The organism is Thiobacillus sp. (assembly GCA_024235835.1).
Taxonomy (GTDB): Bacteria; Pseudomonadota; Gammaproteobacteria; order Burkholderiales; family Thiobacillaceae; genus PFJX01.
The window spans coordinates 402294-420486 of record JACKLQ010000001.1 but is presented as its reverse complement, the minus strand read 5'-3'; the positions used below and the strand labels follow the sequence as shown (position 1 = coordinate 420486).

Below are 18193 nucleotides of genomic sequence, written 5' to 3'. Positions count from 1 at the left end.
CCACGTTTCACTTGAGCCGCGGAGCGGCAAGTCACATTTCACATTTCACTCATGAGCAAACGCGACTACTACGAAATCCTGGGCGTCTCAAAGACCGCCTCCGAGGATGAAATCAAGAAGGCCTTCAAGAAGCTGGCCATGAAGCACCACCCGGACCGCAATCAGGGCAACAAGGAGGCGGAGGAAAAGTTCAAGGAGGCCAAGGAGGCTTATGACGTCCTTTCCGACGCCGGCAAGCGCTCCGCCTACGACCAGTACGGCCATGCCGGCGTGGACCCCTCCATGGGCGGCGCCGGGGCGGGGCAGTATCGCGATTTCGCGGATGCCTTCTCCGACATCTTCGGAGACATCTTCGGCGGAGCCGCCGGACGGGGCGGACAGTCCCATGTATATCGCGGCGCGGATCTGCGCTACAACCTGGAAATCAGCCTGGAAGAGGCGGCCCGGGGCACGGAAACCAAGATTCGCATACCTGTGCTTAGCGAATGCGAGCATTGCCACGGCACCGGCGCCAAGCCGGGCACCGAGCCGGTGACCTGCCCCACCTGCGGTGGCCACGGCCAGGTGCGCATGCAGCAGGGCTTCTTCTCCATCCAGCAGGCCTGCCCCCGCTGCCACGGCAGCGGCCGGGTCATCGCCGATCCCTGCACCAACTGCCAGGGCGAGGGCCGGGTCAAGAAGCACAAGACCCTGTCCGTGCGCATCCCCTCCGGCGTGGACGAGGGCGACCGGATCCGCCTGTCCGGGGAAGGGGAGGCGGGCATCAACGGCGGTCCCCCCGGGGATCTGTACGTGCAGATCCATCTCAAGTCGCACCCGGTGTTCCAGCGGGACCATAACGACCTGCACTGCGAGCTGCCCATCTCCTTCGCCACCGCCGCCCTGGGTGGGGAAATCCAGATTCCCACCCTGGACGGCCACGCCAGCATCAGGATCCCCGCCGAGACCCAATCCGGAAAGATCTTTCGCCTGCGGGGCAAGGGCATCAAGGGCGTCCGCAGCGACCACCCCGGCGACCTGATGGCCCATGTAGTGGTGGAAACGCCGGTGAACCTCACCGAGCGCCAGAGGGAACTGTTGCGGGAATTCGAGGCCTGCTGCACCGACCAGGAAGGCAAGCACAATCCCCGGGCCAAGGGCTTCATGGACAAGGTCAAGGAATTCTTTGCCCAGTAAAGAAGCAAGGGGCAAGGGCCAAGGGGCAAGGGGCAAGGGGCAAGCAAAGTCTAGGTTTCCCTTGTCCCTTGCAGGCGCGCAGCGCCGACCTTGCACCTTGCCCCTGCTAAATCAGCCTATCCGCATATTCTGGGCTGCTGTTTTGCCTCTGCCTGGGCGCTGGCTATCATCCTGATATGCCTCATTACCTCCCGCTTTCCCGCGTTGCACGTCTGGTGGCCCAGCCCCGCAGCGTCATCCAGCGCATGATCCACGACAGCGAACTGGCCACCTTTGACGGCATGGTGGACATGCAGGAACTGCTGCGCGTCTTCCCTGACGTGAAATGGGAGGAGGAGGGCGACTACAAGCGGGTGGAGGAGATCAAGGAAAAAGCGTTCGCGAAACGCGTTCGGGACCGGGTCCTGCCGGACAAGGAAGTCCTCGCCGAGCGGCTTTTCGAACTGGGCAAGGAATTCGCCGCGGCAAAGTCCCTGCTGCTGCATTACGACACTCTGTTCCGTTTTCTGCCGGACAAACTGGCGGACGTGGCGGAAACCGGCGGCGAGGCCACCCAGCAGGCCGTCGCTTCACTCAAACAGTGGCTCCAGCGCGAGATGGAGGCGGCCCCGGATGAGGCCGACCGCGCCGAGGCGCTATTGGCTCAAGAAAGTGTGATGCGCATCATGTCCGCCACCGTCACCGTACAACCCTCCGGCCACGAATTCTTCGTGGAAGGCAACGACACCGTCCTGGAGGCCGCCCTGCGGGCCGGCATCCCCCTGAACTACGGCTGCAGCAACGGCAACTGCGGCGACTGCCGGGCCCGCCTCGTGTCCGGCCAGGTGAAGAAGGTCCATCCCCATGACTTCGCCCTCAAGGAGTCTGACAAGGGCAACGGCGATTTCCTCATGTGCTCCTACACTCCGGTGACCGACATCGTCATCGAGGCCACGGTGACGGGTGCGGACGACATCCCCCCCCAGAGCATCCCCGCCAAGGTGAAGTCTGTCGAAATCATCAACGAGCGGTTGGCCGCCCTGCACCTGCTGGCGCCCCGCAGCCAGCGCCTGCGTTTCCTTGCGGGGCAGTCTGTGACCCTGTCGGCCGACGGCACGGAAGGGGACTACTACGTGGCCAGTTGCCCCTGCGAGGACCGTCACATCGAGCTGCACATCCGCCGTGACAGCCGTCCCTTCGCCCGCAAGGTCTTCGAAAGCCTGGGCAAGGAGGACCCCGTGCGCATCGAGGGGCCCCACGGCCATTTCGTGATGAAGCTGGACTCCCGCCGCCAGGTCGTCTTCGTGGCCTGGGGCGACGCCTTCGCCCCCATCAAGAGCCTGATCCAGCACGCCATGAGCCTGGAATTGGCCGAGGCCATGCACCTGTACTGGATCGAGGACGGCCTGGGCCATTATCAGGACAATCTTTGCAGGGCCTGGGCCGATGCCTACGACAACTTCGCCTACCACCCCCTGTCCGGCGAGGCCGAGCCGGATGCCATCGCCGATGCCATCCTCAACCTGTACGACGACCTGTCCCGCACGGACTTCTACGCCGCCGGCCCCACGGCCCTGATCCAGGCCCTGGAAGCTGGCGCCCGGGCCAGGGGCCTGTCCCCCTTGGGCTGGCACGGGGAAATCACTGATTGAAGCCCATGTCGCTTTTTGTCGCGTTATACTGCAGTGCAACATCAAGGCCTAGCCGAACCGGATAATCCACTGATGAACAAGCAGCGTCCCTTCTTCCTCAACCTGCTGGCCATCCGTCTCCCCATCGGCGGAGTTACCTCCATACTCCACCGTGCCAGCGGCGCCTTGCTGGCCTTGTCCGTGCCGCTCCTGCTTTACTGGCTGATGCTTTCCCTCCGTTCCGCCGAGGATTTCCAGACCTTGGCTGCCTGGTTCAGCGGCGGGTTCGGAACGCTCATCATGCTGGCCTGCGTGTGGGCCCTGGCCCATCACTTTCTCGCCGGAATGCGCCACCTGGGTTTCGACATCGGCTGGGGCGAGGCCCGTTCCACTTCCCGCCTGACTGCCTGGCTGAGCATCGGCATTGCCGTGGCCGTCACGGCCCTGGTGGCTTTCTGGAGATTCGCATGAGAAGGGCGGGAGGCGCCCACCGGGGATTGGACATGTGGCTCATGCAGCGGGCCAGCGCGGTGTACATGGCCTTGTTCATCCCCGTCTTCATCGTCCTTGCCGCATGCGCGTCACCTCTTGACCACGCTGCCTGGCGAACGCTCTTCGTCCCGCTTTACATGAAGCTGGGCATGCTGATCTTCGTACTGAGCCTGCTGGTCCATGCCTGGATTGGCCTGCGGGAAATATTCATCGACTACGTGCATTTCCTGGCCCTGCGGCTGGCCCTGTATTTCGCCGCCTGGACGGCCTACGCTGCCTGCCTGGTCTGGGCGGTGGACATTCTCTGGAGCGTGAACTGATGCAGTCGCGGATTCCCAAGCGTTCCTTCGACGCGGTGATCGTCGGCGGCGGTGGCGCGGGCCTGCGGGCGGCCCTGCAACTGGCCCAGGCGGACCTGAAGGTGGCACTGCTTTCCAAGGTCTTTCCCACCCGTTCCCATACCGTGTCCGCCCAGGGGGGCATCACCGCCGCCCTGGCCAACGTGTCCGACGACAACTGGCACTGGCACATGTACGACACGGTGAAGGGCTCCGACTACCTGGGGGACCAGGACGCCATCGAGTTCATGTGCCGCAACGCCCCGGCGGCGGTGTACGAGCTGGAACACATGGGCCTGCCCTTCTCCCGCCTGGAGGATGGCAAGATTTACCAGCGCCCCTTCGGCGGCCAGTCGCAAAATTACGGTGGCGAGCAGGCCGTGCGCACCTGCGCCGCGGCTGACCGCACCGGCCACGCCCTGCTGCACACCCTGTACCAGCGCAACATCGCCGCACGAACCCAGTTCTTCGACGAATTCTTTGCCCTGGACCTGGTGCGGGACGAGGAAGGCTACATCCTGGGCGTGGTGGCCCTGGAGATCGAAAGCGGCGAGCCCTGGCTGTTCGAGGCCCGCACCACCCTGCTGGCCACCGGCGGGGCCTGCCGCATCTTCCGCCACTCCACCAACGCCCACATCAACACCGGCGACGGCCTGGGCATGGTGCTGCGGGCCGGACTGCCCCTGGAGGACATGGAATTCTGGCAATTCCATCCCACCGGCATCCCGGAGGTGGGCAGCCTCATCACCGAGGGCGTGCGAGGAGAGGGGGGTTACCTCATCAACAAGGACGGGGAGCGCTTCATGCCCCGCTACGCCCCCAATGCCAAGGACCTGGCCTCCCGGGACGTGGTATCCAGGTCCATCGCCCAGGAAATCCTGGCGGGCCGGGGCTGTGGCGAGCACGGCGACTTCGTTTACCTCAAGATCGACCACATCGGCGCGGACAAGATCAAGGAACGCCTGCCGGGCATCCGGGAACTGTCCATGCAGTTCGCCGGCGTGGACCCCTGCGAGGCCCCCATGCCGGTGACTCCCACGGCCCACTACATGATGGGCGGCATCCCCTCCAACCTCCACGGCCAGGTGGTGGCGCCCGTGCGCTACGGCCCGGAGGAGCCGGTACCCGGGCTCTACGCGGTGGGGGAGTGCGCCTGCGTTTCCGTTCATGGCGCCAACCGCCTGGGCGGCAATTCCCTGCTGGACCTGGTGGTGTTCGGCCGTTCCGCAGGCCAGCACATGATCGAATACCTGGGGGAGAACCCCTTCCCCCGTCCCGTGCCCCAGGAAGCGGTGGACAAGGTCCTGTCGCGCCTTTCCCGCTGGGAACGCCCCGGGCAGGAGCGGGTGGCGGATGTGCGTGTCGAGATGCAGAAGGTCATGCAGGCCCATTGCGGGGTGTACCGCAATGCGGATTTGCTCAAGGCAGGTATAGACAAGCTGGGGGAGGTGGAAGACCGCCTGGCCCTGGCCGGCCTGACGGACCGAAGCAAGCTCTTCAACACGGCCCGGCTGGAGGCCCTGGAACTGGAGAACCTCCTGCCCATTGCCCGGGCCACCCTGGTTTCCGCCCTGGCCCGGGAAGAGAGCCGGGGTGCCCACAGCCGGGAGGACTTCCCCCGGCGAGATGACGAGCACTGGCTGCGCCATACCCTCTATAACCAGGAAAACGACCAGCTGGACTACAAACCCGTGCGTCTGAAACCCCTCACCGTGGAATCGTTCCAACCCAAGGCCAGAACCTACTGAGGGCCCCATCATGCGCTTCCAGATCTATCGCTATGACCCCGAATCCGGTGCCGGCCCCAGGATGCAGGCCTACGAGATGGATTTCGACCCCAAGGGCAAGAAGGTGCTGGACGCCCTGCTGGCCCTCAAGGAACAGGACGAGAGCCTGGCCTTTCGCCGATCCTGCCGGGAAGGGGTCTGCGGCTCCGACGGCGTTAACGTCAACGGCCGCAATGTGCTGGCCTGCATCACCCCCCTGGAGGGGCTGCGGGAGCCCATCACGGTGCGCCCCCTGCCACGCCTGGCGGTGATCCGCGACCTCATCGTGGACATGGCCCAGTTCTTCCAGCACTACCGGGCGGTTAAACCCTATCTCATCAACCTGGACCCGGAACCGGAAAACGAGCGCCTGCAAAGTCCCGCCGAGCGGGCCGAACTGGACGGCCTGTGGGAGTGCATCCTGTGCGGCTGCTGCACCACCGCCTGCCCCTCGTTCTGGTGGAACCCGGAGCGATTCCTGGGCCCGGCCGCCCTCATGCAGGGTTACCGCTTCATCGCCGACAGCCGTGACCAGGCCACGGACGAGCGACTGGATTTCCTGGAAGACCCTTACCGCCTCTTCCGCTGCCACGGCATCATGAACTGCGTGGAGGTCTGTCCCAAGGGCCTGAACCCCACCGCGGCCATCGGCAAGATCAAGTCACTCCTGGTCAAGCGCGCACTTTGACGGACATCTCGGACAGCCGGCTGCGCTGGCTGGCACGACGTGGCATGCTGGAACTGGACGCCTGGCTGGAGCGCTTCCTGGACAACCGCTACGAAAAATTGCCCATCGCCCTGCGGCGCCGCTTCGTATATCTTCTCGAACAGGACGACATGACGCTCTACGACTGGTTTACAGGGAGCGTCGAGCCGCCAACCGAGTTCAAGGAACTGGTGGACGGCATTCGAGGAATAAGCACCGATAGGCCCCAACCATGACACACCGCACTGCCATGCTCACCATCGATGGTCGCACCATCGAACTCCCCATCCTGTCCGGCACCATCGGTCCCGATGTGATCGACACCCGGGCCCTGGGCAACCACGGCCTCTTCACCTATGACCCGGGCTTCATGTCCACGGCCAGTTGCTCCTCGGACATCACCTATATCGACGGCGACGCGGGCCTGCTCTACTACCGGGGCTACCCCATCGAGCAGTTGGCCGAGCATTCCGACTTCCTGGAAGTGAGCTACCTGCTGCTGAATGGTGAACTACCCGACTCGGCTCAGAAGAAAGCCTTCGTGGACCGCATCACCCACCAGACCATGCTCCATGACCAGATGGCCAACTTCTATCGCGGTTTCCGCCGCGACACCCATCCCATGGCCGTCATGGTGGGGGTGGTGGGTGCCATGTCCGCCTTCTATCGTCATTCCGCCGACCCCTTCGACCCGGACCAGCGGGAATCCGCGGCCCTGCGTCTGTTGGCCAAGGTGCCCACCATCGCCGCCTGGAGCTACAAGTACAACGTGGGCGAACCCTTCATGTACCCCCAGAACCGCCTGAACTACGCGGAGAACTTCCTGTACATGATGTTCGCCACCCCCTGCGAGGAGTATGTGCCCAACGCAGTGCTCTCCAAGGCCCTGGATCGCATCTTCATCCTCCACGCGGACCACGAGCAGAACGCCTCTTCTTCCACGGTGAGGGTGGCGGGCTCCTCGGGCGCCAACCCCTTCGCCTGCATCGCCGGCGGCATCGCCTCTCTCTGGGGCCCCCTGCATGGTGGCGCCAACGAGGCCACCCTGAAGATGCTGGAGGAGATTGGCGACGAATCCCGCATCGGCGAATACATCAGGCGGGCCAAGGACAAGACCGACACCTTCCGGCTCATGGGCTTCGGCCACCGGGTCTACAAGAACATGGACCCCCGTGCCGCGCTTATGCGCCAGACCTGCCATGACGTGCTGGACGAGCTGGGCCTGCACGACGATCCCCTGTTCAAGCTGGCCCTGAAGCTGGAAAAGATCGCCCTGGAGGACGAATACTTCATCGAGAAGAAGCTCTACCCCAACGTGGATTTCTATTCCGGCATCGTCATGCGTGCCATGGGCATTCCCAATTCCATGTTCACCGCCATCTTCGCCCTGGCCCGCACGGCCGGCTGGGTGGCCCAGTGGAAGGAAATGATCTCCGGTCCCGAACACAAGATCGCCCGGCCCCGCCAGCTCTATACCGGCCTGACGCGGCGCGACTTCGTGAACCTTGATCAGCGCGGATAAAGAAAGTCATAGCCGCCCATGAGCCAGGTCAACCCGCCCCGGACGGCACTGTATTCCGGCAGCCTGGAATACCTGCAGCAACTGGAAGCGGCCCAGCCTGACCTGCTGCCCGAGCCGACCCCGGCCCGCTTCGTAAAAAAGGAAGCCCTGGAGGTCTCCGACCTGCCCCTGCTGAAATGCGAGGCGGCCCAGGTCTCCGTGCTGCAGCTCATCAATGCCTATCGCTTCCACGGCTTCCGCGTCGCCAGCCTGGACCCGTTGCAACTCCATGAGCCGCCCCAGATACTGGAACTGGACCCCGCCAACCACGGCCTGACCCCCGGGGACCTGGACCAGGAATTCGAAACCGGCTCCCTGGCGGGGCCACCCCGGGACACCCTGCGCAATATCCTCGAACGCGTGAAGGTGGCCTACTGCGGCACATTCTCCGCCGAGTACATGCACATCACCAACACGAAGCTGAAGCGGTGGCTCCAGGCGCGCCTGGAAAATCCGGCCAACCGACGCCCCGTGTTCGACGACTCCCTGCGGCGCTGGCTGCTCACCCAGTTGACCGCGGCGGAAACCCTGGAGCGCACGCTCCATACCCGTTACGTGGGACAGAAGCGCTTCTCCCTGGAAGGCGCGGAATCCCTGATCCCCCTGCTGAACGACCTGGTGGAACAGGCTGCCAGGGCAGGGGTGCAGGAGATCGGCCTGGGCATGGCCCACCGTGGTCGCCTGAATGTGCTGCACAACGTCCTGGGACGATCCGTCATCGATCTGTTCGAGCATGCCCATCACATCCCCACCGAGGCCCACCAGAGCGGGGACGTGAAATATCACCAGGGCTTTTCCGCTGAATTGCAGACGCCGGCCGGGGCCATCCGGGTGGTCATGGCCTTCAATCCTTCCCACCTGGAGATCGTCAACCCCGTGGTGGAGGGCTGGGTGAGGGCCCAGCAGCAGCGGCGGGAGGACCACGATGGCAGCCAGGTCCTGCCGGTGCTCATCCATGGCGACGCGGCCATCGCAGGCCAGGGGGTGGTCATGGAAACCCTGAACATGGCCGCCACCCGGGGCTTCCGTTCCGGTGGCACGATCCATATCGTGCTGAACAACCAGATCGGCTTCACCACATCCGATCCCCGGGACAGCCGTTCCAGCCTGTACTGCACCGACGTGATGAAGATGGTGGACGCCCCCGTGCTGCATGTGAACGGGGACGATCCGGAGGCCGTGCTGCGGGCCGTGCGCCTGGCGATGGAATACCGCACTGAGTGGAAGCGGGACATCGCCATCAACCTCATCTGCTACCGCCGCCTGGGCCACAACGAGCAGGACGAGCCCATGGTGACCCAACCCCTGATGTACCGGCGCATCCATTCCTTGCCCAGTACCCGGTCGCTGTATGCGGAGCGCCTGAACCGGGAGGAGGTCATCACGGGCGAAGAGGCGGAAACCATGGTGCAGGCCTACCGTGCCACCCTGGATGCACCGACGGGCTACCAGGCCAGCGTGAAGAGCCCCTTCGCCCCGGACTGGAGCCCTTACAAGAACACCCATTGGCGCAAGGCTGCCAGGACAGCCATTCCCCAAACCCGGCTCAAGGCCCTGGCCAATCGGCTGGTGGACATACCATCGAACTTTTCCCTGCATCCCCGGGTGCAGAAGATCATGGAGGACCGCCGCGCCATGGGCGAGGGGAAGCAGCCCGTGGACTGGGGCATGGCCGAGACCCTGGCCTATGCCAGCCTGCTCAGCGACGGCGTGCCCGTGCGGCTCACCGGCCAGGATTCCGGGCGGGGCACCTTCTTCCACCGCCATGCGGTACTCCACGACCAGAAGCGGGAGCGCTGGGACGATGGGGTCTTTATTCCCCTGCAGCACCTGATCCCGGGCCAGGCCAACTTCCTCGTGGTGGATTCCCTGCTGTCGGAGGAAGCCGTCCTGGGGTTCGAATACGGCTATGCCGGCGCTTCCCCGGACCATCTGGTGATCTGGGAGGCCCAGTTCGGCGATTTTGCCAACGGCGCCCAGGTGCTCATCGACCAGTTCATCGCCGCTGCCGAGACCAAATGGGGGCTGCTGAATGGCCTGGTGATGTTCCTGCCCCATGGTTATGAAGGGCAGGGGCCGGAGCACTCCTCCGGGCGCATCGAGCGTTTCCTGCAACTGGCCGCCCACGACAACTTCCAGGTGGCCCAGCCTTCAACCCCGGCCCAGATATTCCACATCCTGCGGCGGCAGGTGGTGCGTCCCTACCGCAAGCCCCTCATCCTGTTCACGCCCAAGAGCCTGCTGCGCCACCCGGAGACTGTTTCTTCCCTGAAGGAACTCTCCCAGGGGGGCTTCAAGCCCGTGCTGGACGATGTCCGTGACCTGGACCCCCAGGCCGTGCATCGCCTCGTGTTCTGCTCAGGCAGGATTTACTACGACCTGGCCAAGGCCTGCCGCGAAAGGGATATCCGGCATATTGCCCTGGTGCGCGTGGAACAGTTGTATCCCGTGCCAGACCTTGAGATCCAGGAAGTGCTGAAGCGTTACCCCAACGTCAAGGGCATTACCTGGGCCCAGGACGAACCCCAGAATCAGGGCGCATGGCGTTTCATTGCCTATCAAATCCGCATGCAGTCCGGCATGTGGCTGGAATACGCGGGCCGTCCCGAATCCGCATCGCCCGCCACGGGGGTCAGCGATCTGCATAAACGGCAACTCGAAGCCATTCTCTCGGCAGCGCTGGATTGAAAAATGCAAAGGAAAAAATGAAAAGGGCCCTGTAAACAGGGCCCGGAATATCGTCACGTATCCTCGCTGTGATACTAGATCAGACCTTGAATGAATCCAGACTCTTGCCTTCGGCCTCCACGGCCACGACCCAGGCGGGACGACGGCCACGACCGCTCCAGGTCTTGCCGCTGACGGGATCTCTGTATTTTGCAGCGACGGAGGGGCCTTTCGCTTTCACCTTGCCGACACGGCCGCCAAACCCCAGGTCGGCGGGAGATATGCCGAATTGCGCCATGATTCGCTTGATATCGGCAATGGCGCTGGCCATTTCCTGCTTGCGGGCTTCTTCTGCCTGCTGCTGCAGCGACTGAATCTGGTTGAGGATTTCCTGATATGACGCCATGCGTTTTCTCCATTATTAATGAGGCCCTCGAAACTCGAGTAGTGGAATATTAATACGCCAATGAAAAATGGCAAGTAACGCCCCGTATGCAAAACGATAATTCGAATACCTTTCATAACGACGATGAATTCATGGCCCAAGCCATTGAATTGGCTCGGGAGGCGTGGCGCGCCGGTGAAGTCCCCGTAGGCGCTGTCGTGGTATTGAATGGAAAGATTGTGGGCCGTGGATTCAACCAGCCCATTACCCGGCACGATCCGTCTGCCCACGCGGAAATCATGGCAATGCGCGATGCGGGCCGTCATATCGCCAATTACCGGCTGCCGGAATGCACGCTTTACGTCACGCTGGAGCCCTGCGCCATGTGCGCCGGTGCCATCATGCATGCCCGCATCAAAAGAATCGTGTTTGGTGCCGCCGATCCTAAAACAGGTGCGGCGGGAAGCGTGGTGGATTTGTTCGGCGAAACCCGTCTCAATCACCACACTGAAATTGAAGGGGGTGTCATGGCGGAAGCATGCAGCCGGCTGATCAGCGAATTTTTCAGGGAACGCCGGATCAAGCCTCGGCAGGAATTGTAAATATGAACTTGAACATCAGGATATCGACGCAAGAACTTGTTTTAATGGACGACTCCGGCGCCGTACTGAAAACCTACCCCATCTCCACGGCCCTGAACGGCCCCGGCGAAACCAGTGGCAGCCAATGCACCCCCCGGGGCAGGCACGTCATCCGGGCAAAGATCGGCGCCGGTCAGCCACTCAATTCGGTGTTTATCGGGCGCCGACCCACGGGTGAAATCTATTCCCCGGAATTGGCCGGCGACAACCAGGAAAGAGACTGGATCCTGACACGGATATTGTGGCTTTCCGGCAAGGAACCGGGATTCAACCGATTGGGGAATTGCGACACCATGCGTCGCTACATCTATATCCACGGTACTCCGGATGATTCATTCAGGCAAAACCCTGAATCCCACGGCTGTATTCGCATGCGCAATGCGGACGTGGCCGAATTGTTCGATCTCGTTCCTGTCTATACGCCCGTATTCATCGAAGCATGAGTCGAGGCCATTCGGGTTTTCATCGCAACGGGGATTTCAACAGGACAATGACGGCGCCGCTTCCGCCATCCACAGGCCGGGCCTGTACAAAGGCCAGGACCTCGTCCTTTTGCATCAGCCAGTGGCGGACATGATGCTTGAGTACCGGTTCACGATTCCTGGAGCGCAGTCCCTTGCCATGGATGACGCGAATGCAACGTACCCCGCGTCGTCTGCATTCCTGGAGGAAATCCACCAGTTCATGTTTGGCTTCCAGCTTGGTGAGGCCGTGCAAGTCCAATTCCGCCTGGGTATGCCATTCTCCGCGACGCAGACGACGCAGGGTTTGGCGTGACAAGCCCGGCCTGATAAAGGAGGAATCGGCTTCGAACTCCGCGTCTTCATCCCAGCGGATCGGATCTTCCAGGGAAGCGATGACGGCGGCGCGCTCGTCCTGGAGCAGGTGAAGGGGGAGGGGAGGGACACGGGGTTGTGGATGGATGACGCGGCCATGGGGTGTCAGAGGCGTCACATCCTCCATGGCCTCGCGAAATTCCACCCCGTCCGTCCCGGGAACCGGTCCCTGCATAGCGGGATGGGGTTTCCCGCTATCTTTCATGGCCTTGCAATGACTAATTAAGCCTTGCTTTCAAGATAACGCTCGGCATCGAGGGCCGCCTGACAACCCGAGGCTGCACTGGTGATGGCCTGCTTGTAGATCATGTCCTGCACGTCGCCCGCGGCAAAGACCCCGGGAATGCTGGTCTGGGTGGCATTGCCCAGGCGACCGCCCTGGGTGACCAGGTAGCCGTGATCCATTTCAAGCTGGCCTGTAAAAAGATCCGTGTTGGGCTTATGGCCGATGGCGATGAAAACACCTGTCAAAGCCACTTCCTTGGAGGTGCCAGATTGACTGCTCTTGATGCGAATACCGGTCACGCCGCTCTTGTCGCCAAGGACTTCGTCTAAAACACTGTTCAATTCAAGTACGATCTTTCCTTCCTTCACGCGCTCCATGAGGTGATCGACCATGATCTTTTCCGCCTTGAACACTTCCCGGCGGTGAATCAGGGTCACCTTGCTGCAGATGTTGGAAAGGTATATTGCTTCCTCCACCGCCGTATTTCCGCCGCCAATCACGGCCACCTCCTGATTCCTATAGAAGAAGCCATCACAGGTGGCACAGCCGGAAACCCCCTTGCCCATGAACTTCTGCTCGGATTCCAGGCCCAGGTACATGGCGGAAGCCCCGGTGGCGATGATCAGTGAATCACAGGTATAAGTGCCCGCATCCCCGACAAGCGTAAAAGGCTTTTCCGTCAGCTTGGCGGTATGAATATGGTCAAAGATGATTTCGGTATTGAATCGCTCCGCATGCTGCTGGAAACGGGTCATCAAATCCGGGCCCTGGACACCATCCACATCCGCGGGCCAGTTATCCACCTCGGTGGTGGTCATCAACTGACCGCCTTGCTGCAGGCCGGTCACCAGGACAGGCTTCAGATTCGCGCGGGCTGCGTATACGGCAGCGGTGTAGCCGGCGGGGCCGGAACCGAGAATCAGAAGACGGACGTGCTTGGTGGACATATCAACTCCTAAAGATGCAGTGAAAAGACATATGTGGAACGTCCTGGATTTTAACAGTGGGGGAGGCCTGATTTTTATACGGCACCCTGGAAAGCATGCCCCTTCAACATTTTACATAATATACATTCAGTGTTATTCAGGAATGCCCGATGGTGGCTTTACCCCGTGCCTGATGTGCCTGGAGGCTCTTGTTCTGGCAACGGCCTCAGTCAGTCAGGGAAAGCCGAATTCTGGCCCGGGTTCCCATGGGAAATCAAAGGCCCCGCTCCAGGTCCTCGGGAGGAAACGGTGTGACTCCGCGAATGAAGTCCTCGAAGGCTCGCTCCTCCCGCCAGTGTGAATAGGCATACTGGCCCAGGACCACGCGTTCGTAGGCGATGCGCATCTGGCGTGCGGCGCGGTCTGCGGTCATGCCGCCGGACAACGTGCAGAGCCCGGGAATGGCAATGCTGGAAATGCCCGGGTGTCGAAGCCCGGCATGGAGGATGGCTTTCATGGCCAGGTATGCGTTGACAGTGTGGGCAACGGTGGCCGGAAACCGCATCGTCGGGGCACTGACCATATAGGGGTGGCGCGGATTTCCGGTCTCGACTACCACGGCCAGTCCTACAGGAAGCTCGCCAAAATAGTGGTCCGCCAGTTGCTGGCGCAAGCGAGACTCTACCTCCAGACCGAAGTGGTTTCGCATCAAGCCATCGAGCCCCCCGTCCATGTTCCCGAAGCTGTTGGCCGGGGTTGCCAAAGCGTCTGCTTCGACATCGAATATGCTGCCAGGGATGATGGATACCTGGGGATAGCGAAAAAACTCCTGCTTCCAGGCAGAAGCCAATTCCGGGTTACGGGCTACAAGCAGAACCTTCATGGGATTTGAGCATGGGTCAAAGGGGTTGATGAATATCCGCCCACGCCGACGGCCGTCCTTGGCCTTGACGGTTTTTCAAGCAGCGGGGTCACCCCCCGCTCTTGCGCCGGAAAAGCTTGGATTCGACCACCATATCTTTGAACAAAATAAACGTCAATTGCAGCTTCCGCAGCGGTTATTTTTCTTGTTTGACAATTACTTAGAGCAGTTTCTGGGCAGCCTCGTCCTTGGAAGTCAGGCGGAATAAGCCAAATGGGACATACCTGCTGCTCTGACGGCTTCTTCCCCATCTGCATGGAGGGATCAAGCGCCTTACTTTATAGTGCGCGCCATGCTTGCAAAGAACTCCCGACGCAGCGCGGTAAACAGGAACGCCGTACGCAAGAAACCCCTCGCCCCACGCATGGTCGCCCTCCTGCGGGAGGTGTGGTGGCTTGCCGCCGTGGGCATGGGCCTCTACCTGGGCATGGTCCTGGTGACCTACAACCCGTCGGACCCCGGATGGTCCAGGACGGGCACGGGGGATGCCATCGCCAATGCCGGCGGCGAATTCGGGGCCTGGCTGTCCGATCTGCTGCTGTACCTGTTCGGCCTGTCAGCCTGGGCCTGGGTAGGTCTGGCCCTGTTCCTCATCTGGTGGGGCTATCGACGCATCGGTGAAGCCAGGCAAGAGTCAGAGCATCGGCATGGCCTGACCATCACCCTGACCGGCTTCATGGTCTTTCTGCTGAGTTGCAGCGCCCTGGAAGCCATGCGCTTTCATACCTTGTCCGCCACACTGCCCCTGGGGGCCGGCGGAGCCCTGGGAGAAGCCCTCGCCGGGATGATGCAACGGGTGTTCGGCTTCGACGGGGGCACGGTCATCCTGCTGCTGTCCTGGGGCGCGGGCCTCTCCCTGTTCACGGGGCTTTCCTGGCTGAAGTTTTCCGAGCAGGTGGGCACCTGGCTCGAAAGGGCGGGCTCCGCCATCCTTGACGCATGGCACGCCTACCGGGACCGCAAGGCAGGCCTTGAAGCCATCTCGGAGCGGGAAGTGCTGGTGCGGGAGGAGCGCAAGCGCCGCAAGGACACCCCCGTCAAGATCGAACCGCCGCCGGTGGTCATCGAGAAGTCCGAGCGGGTGGAAGAGGAACGCCAGACCTTCCTGTTCCACGACACGCCGGACTCCATGCGCCCTCCCCTGCGCCTGCTGGATGAAGCCAGCGTCAGCGCCGCCCAGATCGACGAGGCCGGCCTGGAGGCCACTTCCCGCCTGATCGAGCGGAAATTGCGGGAGTTCGGCGTGGAGGTGCAGGTGCTGGCCGCCTACCCCGGCCCCGTCATCACCCGCTACGAGATCGAACCCGCCTCCGGCGTGAAGGGCAGCCAGATCACCAACCTGGCCAAGGACCTGGCCCGTTCCCTTTCGGTGGTCAGCATCCGGGTGGTGGAAACCATCCCCGGCAAGAGTTGCATGGGCCTGGAACTGCCCAACACCCAGCGCCAGGTGGTGCGGCTTTCAGAAATCCTCTCCGCCAAGGTCTACAACGACAACCCCTCCCCCCTCACCCTGGCCATGGGCAAGGACATCAGCGGCAACCCCATCGTCGCCGACCTGGGCAAGATGCCCCACGTGATGGTGGCCGGCGCCACGGGTTCGGGCAAATCCGTGGCCATCAATGCCATGATCCTGTCCCTGGTCTACAAGGCCACCCCGGCGGACGTGCGCCTCATCATGGTGGACCCCAAGATGCTGGAACTGTCCGCCTACGAGGGCATCCCCCACCTGCTGGCCCCGGTGGTCACGGACATGAAACTGGCCGCCTCGGCCCTGAACTGGTGCGTGGTGGAGATGGACAAGCGCTACCGCCTCATGTCCGCCCTGGGGGTGCGCAACATCGCCAGCTTCAACCAGAAGCTGGCCGAGGCCCAGAAGGCGGGCCAGCCCCTCACCAACCCCTTCTCCATCACCCCGGAAAGCCCGGAACGCCTGGAGCACCTGCCCTTCATCGTTGTGCTCATCGACGAGCTGGCGGACCTGATGATGGTGGCGGGCAAGAAGGTGGAGGAACTCATCGCCCGCCTGGCCCAGAAGGCCCGGGCCTCAGGCATCCACCTGGTGCTGGCCACCCAGCGCCCCTCCGTGGACGTGATCACCGGCCTCATCAAGGCCAACATCCCCACAAGGGTGGCCTTCCAGGTGGCCAGCCGCATCGATTCCCGCACCATCCTGGACCAGCAGGGGGCCGAATCCCTCCTGGGCCAGGGCGACATGCTCTACCTGCCCCCCGGCCATGGCGTGCCCAACCGGGTCCATGGCGCCTTTGTTTCCGACGACGAGGTGCACCGGGTCTGCGCCTGGCTCAAGGAACTCGGCCCGCCCCAGTATGACGAAGCGGTGCTGGTCAGCCCGGACGAGGAGGAAGGCGGCGAAGGCGGCGACAACGACGCGGAGGCCGATCCCCTCTACGACGAAGCCGTGGCCTACGTGCTGAAGTCCCGCCGGGCCTCCATCTCCTCGGTGCAGCGTCAGCTGCGCATCGGCTACAACCGGGCTGCCCGGCTCATCGAGGCCATGGAGCGGGCCGGCATGGTGTCGCCCATGCAAAGCAACGGCAACCGGGAGGTGATCGCACCCCGGGGGGATGTCTGAGCAGTGGGCTGCCATGCAGCGATGCGTGTAAGCAATTAAGGCCTGATACCCGTTATGGACCTGTGATGAGGCGTAAATAGACTTGACCTTGCCGCACCCATCCGTTTTCGTCGTTCCCGCGCAGGCGGGAACCCAGACCACACCACTGCCTGGATCCCCGCCTTTGCGGGGATGACGAATACAACGCCGAGTACCTGGAGACAAAGAGGGTTGTGAATGATTCGTAACACATTGATCGCATTGTTATTTACCTTTGCCGCCCTGGCCGCCCAGGCTGACGGCCGGGCCCGGCTGGACAGCTTCGTGGAGGGCACCAAGGGCCTCAAGGCCCAGTTCAGCCAGACCGTCACCGACGCCAAGGGCCGCAAGACCCAGGAAGCCAGCGGCACTCTCTTCCTGTCCCGTCCCGGCAAGTTCCGCTGGGTCTACACCAAGCCCTATGCCCAGCTCATCGTGGGGGACGGCAGGAAACTGTGGATCTACGACGAGGACCTGGACCAGGTCACCGTGCGCAAGCTGGACCAGGCCATCGGCGAGAGCCCCGCCGCCCTGCTGGCCGGCAGCAACGACATCGAAAAGCTGTTCAACCTGAAGGACGCCGGCGACCGGGACGGCCTGGAATGGCTGGAAGCCACGCCCAAGGGCAAGGAAGGCAGCTTCGAGCGGGTGCGCATGGGTTTCCGGGGCAACGACCTGGCCGCCATGGAACTCCAGGACAACTTCGGCCAGACCACCCTCCTCCGCTTCAGCGGCCTGGAACGCAACCCAGCCATGGGCGGCAGCCTGTTCCGCTTCACGCCGCCCAAGGGCGCGGACGTCATCGGCGATTGAGCCACGTTACCCAAACCCCGTCGTTACCGCCCGGGCGGGGACCCGGAGGGCAGGCGCAACCTGTCATCCCCGCCTTCGCGGGGATGACGATTTGACCTCAGGTCAAATCCCACGATACCCCAGGCCCACAGCCGGCCTCGGTGGGATTGGGGCAAGTGATTTGGTTACTTACTTGCCCCAGCCCGTCACCTGCTTGACCTCCAGCAGCTCCATGTCCACATAGGGCCGGAATGGAGCCTGCAGTTGCTCCAGGAGATCGGGATTGTCCGTTTCCAGGAGCGCGAAGGTGCGATCCCTGGCGGCCCAGTCACCATGCAGCTTCAGGCCGGAGGGGATGTTGTCGTAGAAGCCCTGGGCCATCTGCCCGAGTCGGGCATAGTCCTCCTGGGTCAGGTTGGGTCGGGTGCGGCTGACGAGCATGTAGAGCATGGTTTCACTCCCTGGTCATGGTGGGAAAAGGATGTCCGCCATGATAGCCAATCCGGCTTGCCAAAGCGCCCCGCAGTCGCCAAGCTAC

Annotated in this window: 19 protein-coding genes; 14 read left to right on the top strand and 5 right to left on the bottom strand. The window is 62.7% G+C overall.

Annotated features, from left to right (window positions below; genetic code table 11):
* Nucleotides 1-51: 51 nt before the first annotated feature.
* The 9 genes from dnaJ (at nt 52) to H6935_02045 (ending at nt 10337) form a co-directional block, all read left to right on the top strand.
* Nucleotides 52-1176 carry a molecular chaperone DnaJ gene (dnaJ, locus tag H6935_02085; protein MCP5277133.1) on the top strand — a complete coding sequence of 375 codons (1125 nt, stop codon included), beginning with the start codon at nt 52-54 and terminating at the stop codon, nt 1174-1176.
* 176 nt (nt 1177-1352) lie between these two features.
* Entirely contained in the window at nt 1353-2807 is a 1455-nt protein-coding gene (locus H6935_02080) for a 2Fe-2S iron-sulfur cluster binding domain-containing protein (GenBank protein ID MCP5277132.1), read from the top strand.
* A gap of 72 nt (nt 2808-2879) precedes the next feature.
* Nucleotides 2880-3257, top strand: a complete 378-nt coding sequence (gene sdhC, locus H6935_02075; GenBank protein ID MCP5277131.1) for a succinate dehydrogenase, cytochrome b556 subunit — start codon at nt 2880-2882, stop codon at nt 3255-3257.
* Entirely contained in the window at nt 3254-3598 is a 345-nt protein-coding gene (gene sdhD / locus H6935_02070; GenBank protein ID MCP5277130.1) for a succinate dehydrogenase, hydrophobic membrane anchor protein, read from the top strand. Before sdhC ends, sdhD begins: the two co-directional genes overlap by 4 nt.
* Nucleotides 3598-5364 carry a succinate dehydrogenase flavoprotein subunit gene (gene sdhA / locus H6935_02065; protein MCP5277129.1) on the top strand — a complete coding sequence of 589 codons (1767 nt, stop codon included), beginning with the start codon at nt 3598-3600 and terminating at the stop codon, nt 5362-5364. Before sdhD ends, sdhA begins: the two co-directional genes overlap by 1 nt.
* Nucleotides 5365-5374: 10 nt before the next feature.
* Nucleotides 5375-6070 carry a succinate dehydrogenase iron-sulfur subunit gene (locus tag H6935_02060; GenBank protein ID MCP5277128.1) on the top strand — a complete coding sequence of 232 codons (696 nt, stop codon included), beginning with the start codon at nt 5375-5377 and terminating at the stop codon, nt 6068-6070.
* A 44-nt stretch (nt 6071-6114) separates the two neighbouring features.
* Nucleotides 6115-6324: a succinate dehydrogenase assembly factor 2 gene (locus H6935_02055; protein ID MCP5277127.1), complete on the top strand. Its 210-nt coding sequence runs from the start codon at nt 6115-6117 to the stop codon at nt 6322-6324.
* Nucleotides 6321-7610 carry a citrate (Si)-synthase gene (gene gltA / locus H6935_02050; GenBank protein ID MCP5277126.1) on the top strand — a complete coding sequence of 430 codons (1290 nt, stop codon included), beginning with the start codon at nt 6321-6323 and terminating at the stop codon, nt 7608-7610. Before H6935_02055 ends, gltA begins: the two co-directional genes overlap by 4 nt.
* Nucleotides 7611-7628: 18 nt before the next feature.
* Nucleotides 7629-10337, top strand: a complete 2709-nt coding sequence (locus H6935_02045) for a 2-oxoglutarate dehydrogenase E1 component (GenBank protein ID MCP5277125.1) — start codon at nt 7629-7631, stop codon at nt 10335-10337.
* Nucleotides 10338-10416: 79 nt separating this feature from the next.
* On the opposite strand, the gene H6935_02040 is transcribed toward H6935_02045, so the two are convergent.
* Nucleotides 10417-10722: an H-NS histone family protein gene (locus H6935_02040; protein MCP5277124.1), complete on the bottom strand. Its 306-nt coding sequence runs from the start codon at nt 10720-10722 to the stop codon at nt 10417-10419.
* Between the two features lie 86 nt (nt 10723-10808).
* Between H6935_02040 and tadA the strand changes: the two genes are divergently transcribed.
* Entirely contained in the window at nt 10809-11303 is a 495-nt protein-coding gene (gene tadA / locus H6935_02035; protein ID MCP5277123.1) for a tRNA adenosine(34) deaminase TadA, read from the top strand.
* A gap of 2 nt (nt 11304-11305) precedes the next feature.
* Entirely contained in the window at nt 11306-11785 is a 480-nt protein-coding gene (locus H6935_02030) for a L,D-transpeptidase (protein ID MCP5277122.1), read from the top strand.
* Between the two features lie 19 nt (nt 11786-11804).
* On the opposite strand, the gene H6935_02025 is transcribed toward H6935_02030, so the two are convergent.
* From H6935_02025 to H6935_02015, 3 genes are all read right to left on the bottom strand, one after another.
* A complete protein-coding gene (locus H6935_02025) occupies nt 11805-12383 on the bottom strand; it encodes a Smr/MutS family protein (GenBank protein MCP5277121.1) in 579 nt (192 codons plus the stop codon).
* Nucleotides 12384-12400: 17 nt separating this feature from the next.
* A complete protein-coding gene (gene trxB, locus H6935_02020) occupies nt 12401-13351 on the bottom strand; it encodes a thioredoxin-disulfide reductase (GenBank protein MCP5277120.1) in 951 nt (316 codons plus the stop codon).
* Nucleotides 13352-13604: 253 nt separating this feature from the next.
* Nucleotides 13605-14213 carry a macro domain-containing protein gene (locus tag H6935_02015; GenBank protein MCP5277119.1) on the bottom strand — a complete coding sequence of 203 codons (609 nt, stop codon included), beginning with the start codon at nt 14211-14213 and terminating at the stop codon, nt 13605-13607.
* Between H6935_02015 and H6935_02010 the strand changes: the two genes are divergently transcribed.
* The 3 genes from H6935_02010 (at nt 14212) to lolA (ending at nt 17676) form a co-directional block, all read left to right on the top strand.
* Nucleotides 14212-14460, top strand: coding sequence for a hypothetical protein (locus H6935_02010; protein ID MCP5277118.1), 249 nt, complete (start codon nt 14212-14214; stop codon nt 14458-14460). The two genes, H6935_02015 and H6935_02010, sit on opposite strands and share 2 nt — an antisense overlap.
* Before the next feature lie 84 nt (nt 14461-14544).
* The gene (locus tag H6935_02005) at nt 14545-16845 is read left to right on the top strand and encodes a DNA translocase FtsK 4TM domain-containing protein (GenBank protein MCP5277117.1); all 2301 of its coding nucleotides are present in this window, start codon (nt 14545-14547) and stop codon (nt 16843-16845) included.
* A 216-nt stretch (nt 16846-17061) separates the two neighbouring features.
* Nucleotides 17062-17676, top strand: coding sequence for an outer membrane lipoprotein chaperone LolA (gene lolA, locus H6935_02000; protein ID MCP5277116.1), 615 nt, complete (start codon nt 17062-17064; stop codon nt 17674-17676).
* Between the two features lie 168 nt (nt 17677-17844).
* On the opposite strand, the gene H6935_01995 is transcribed toward lolA, so the two are convergent.
* Complete coding sequence (locus tag H6935_01995; protein MCP5277115.1) at nt 17845-18105, bottom strand: DUF3303 family protein; 261 nt, start codon at nt 18103-18105, stop codon at nt 17845-17847.
* Between the last annotated feature and the right edge of the window lie 88 nt (nt 18106-18193).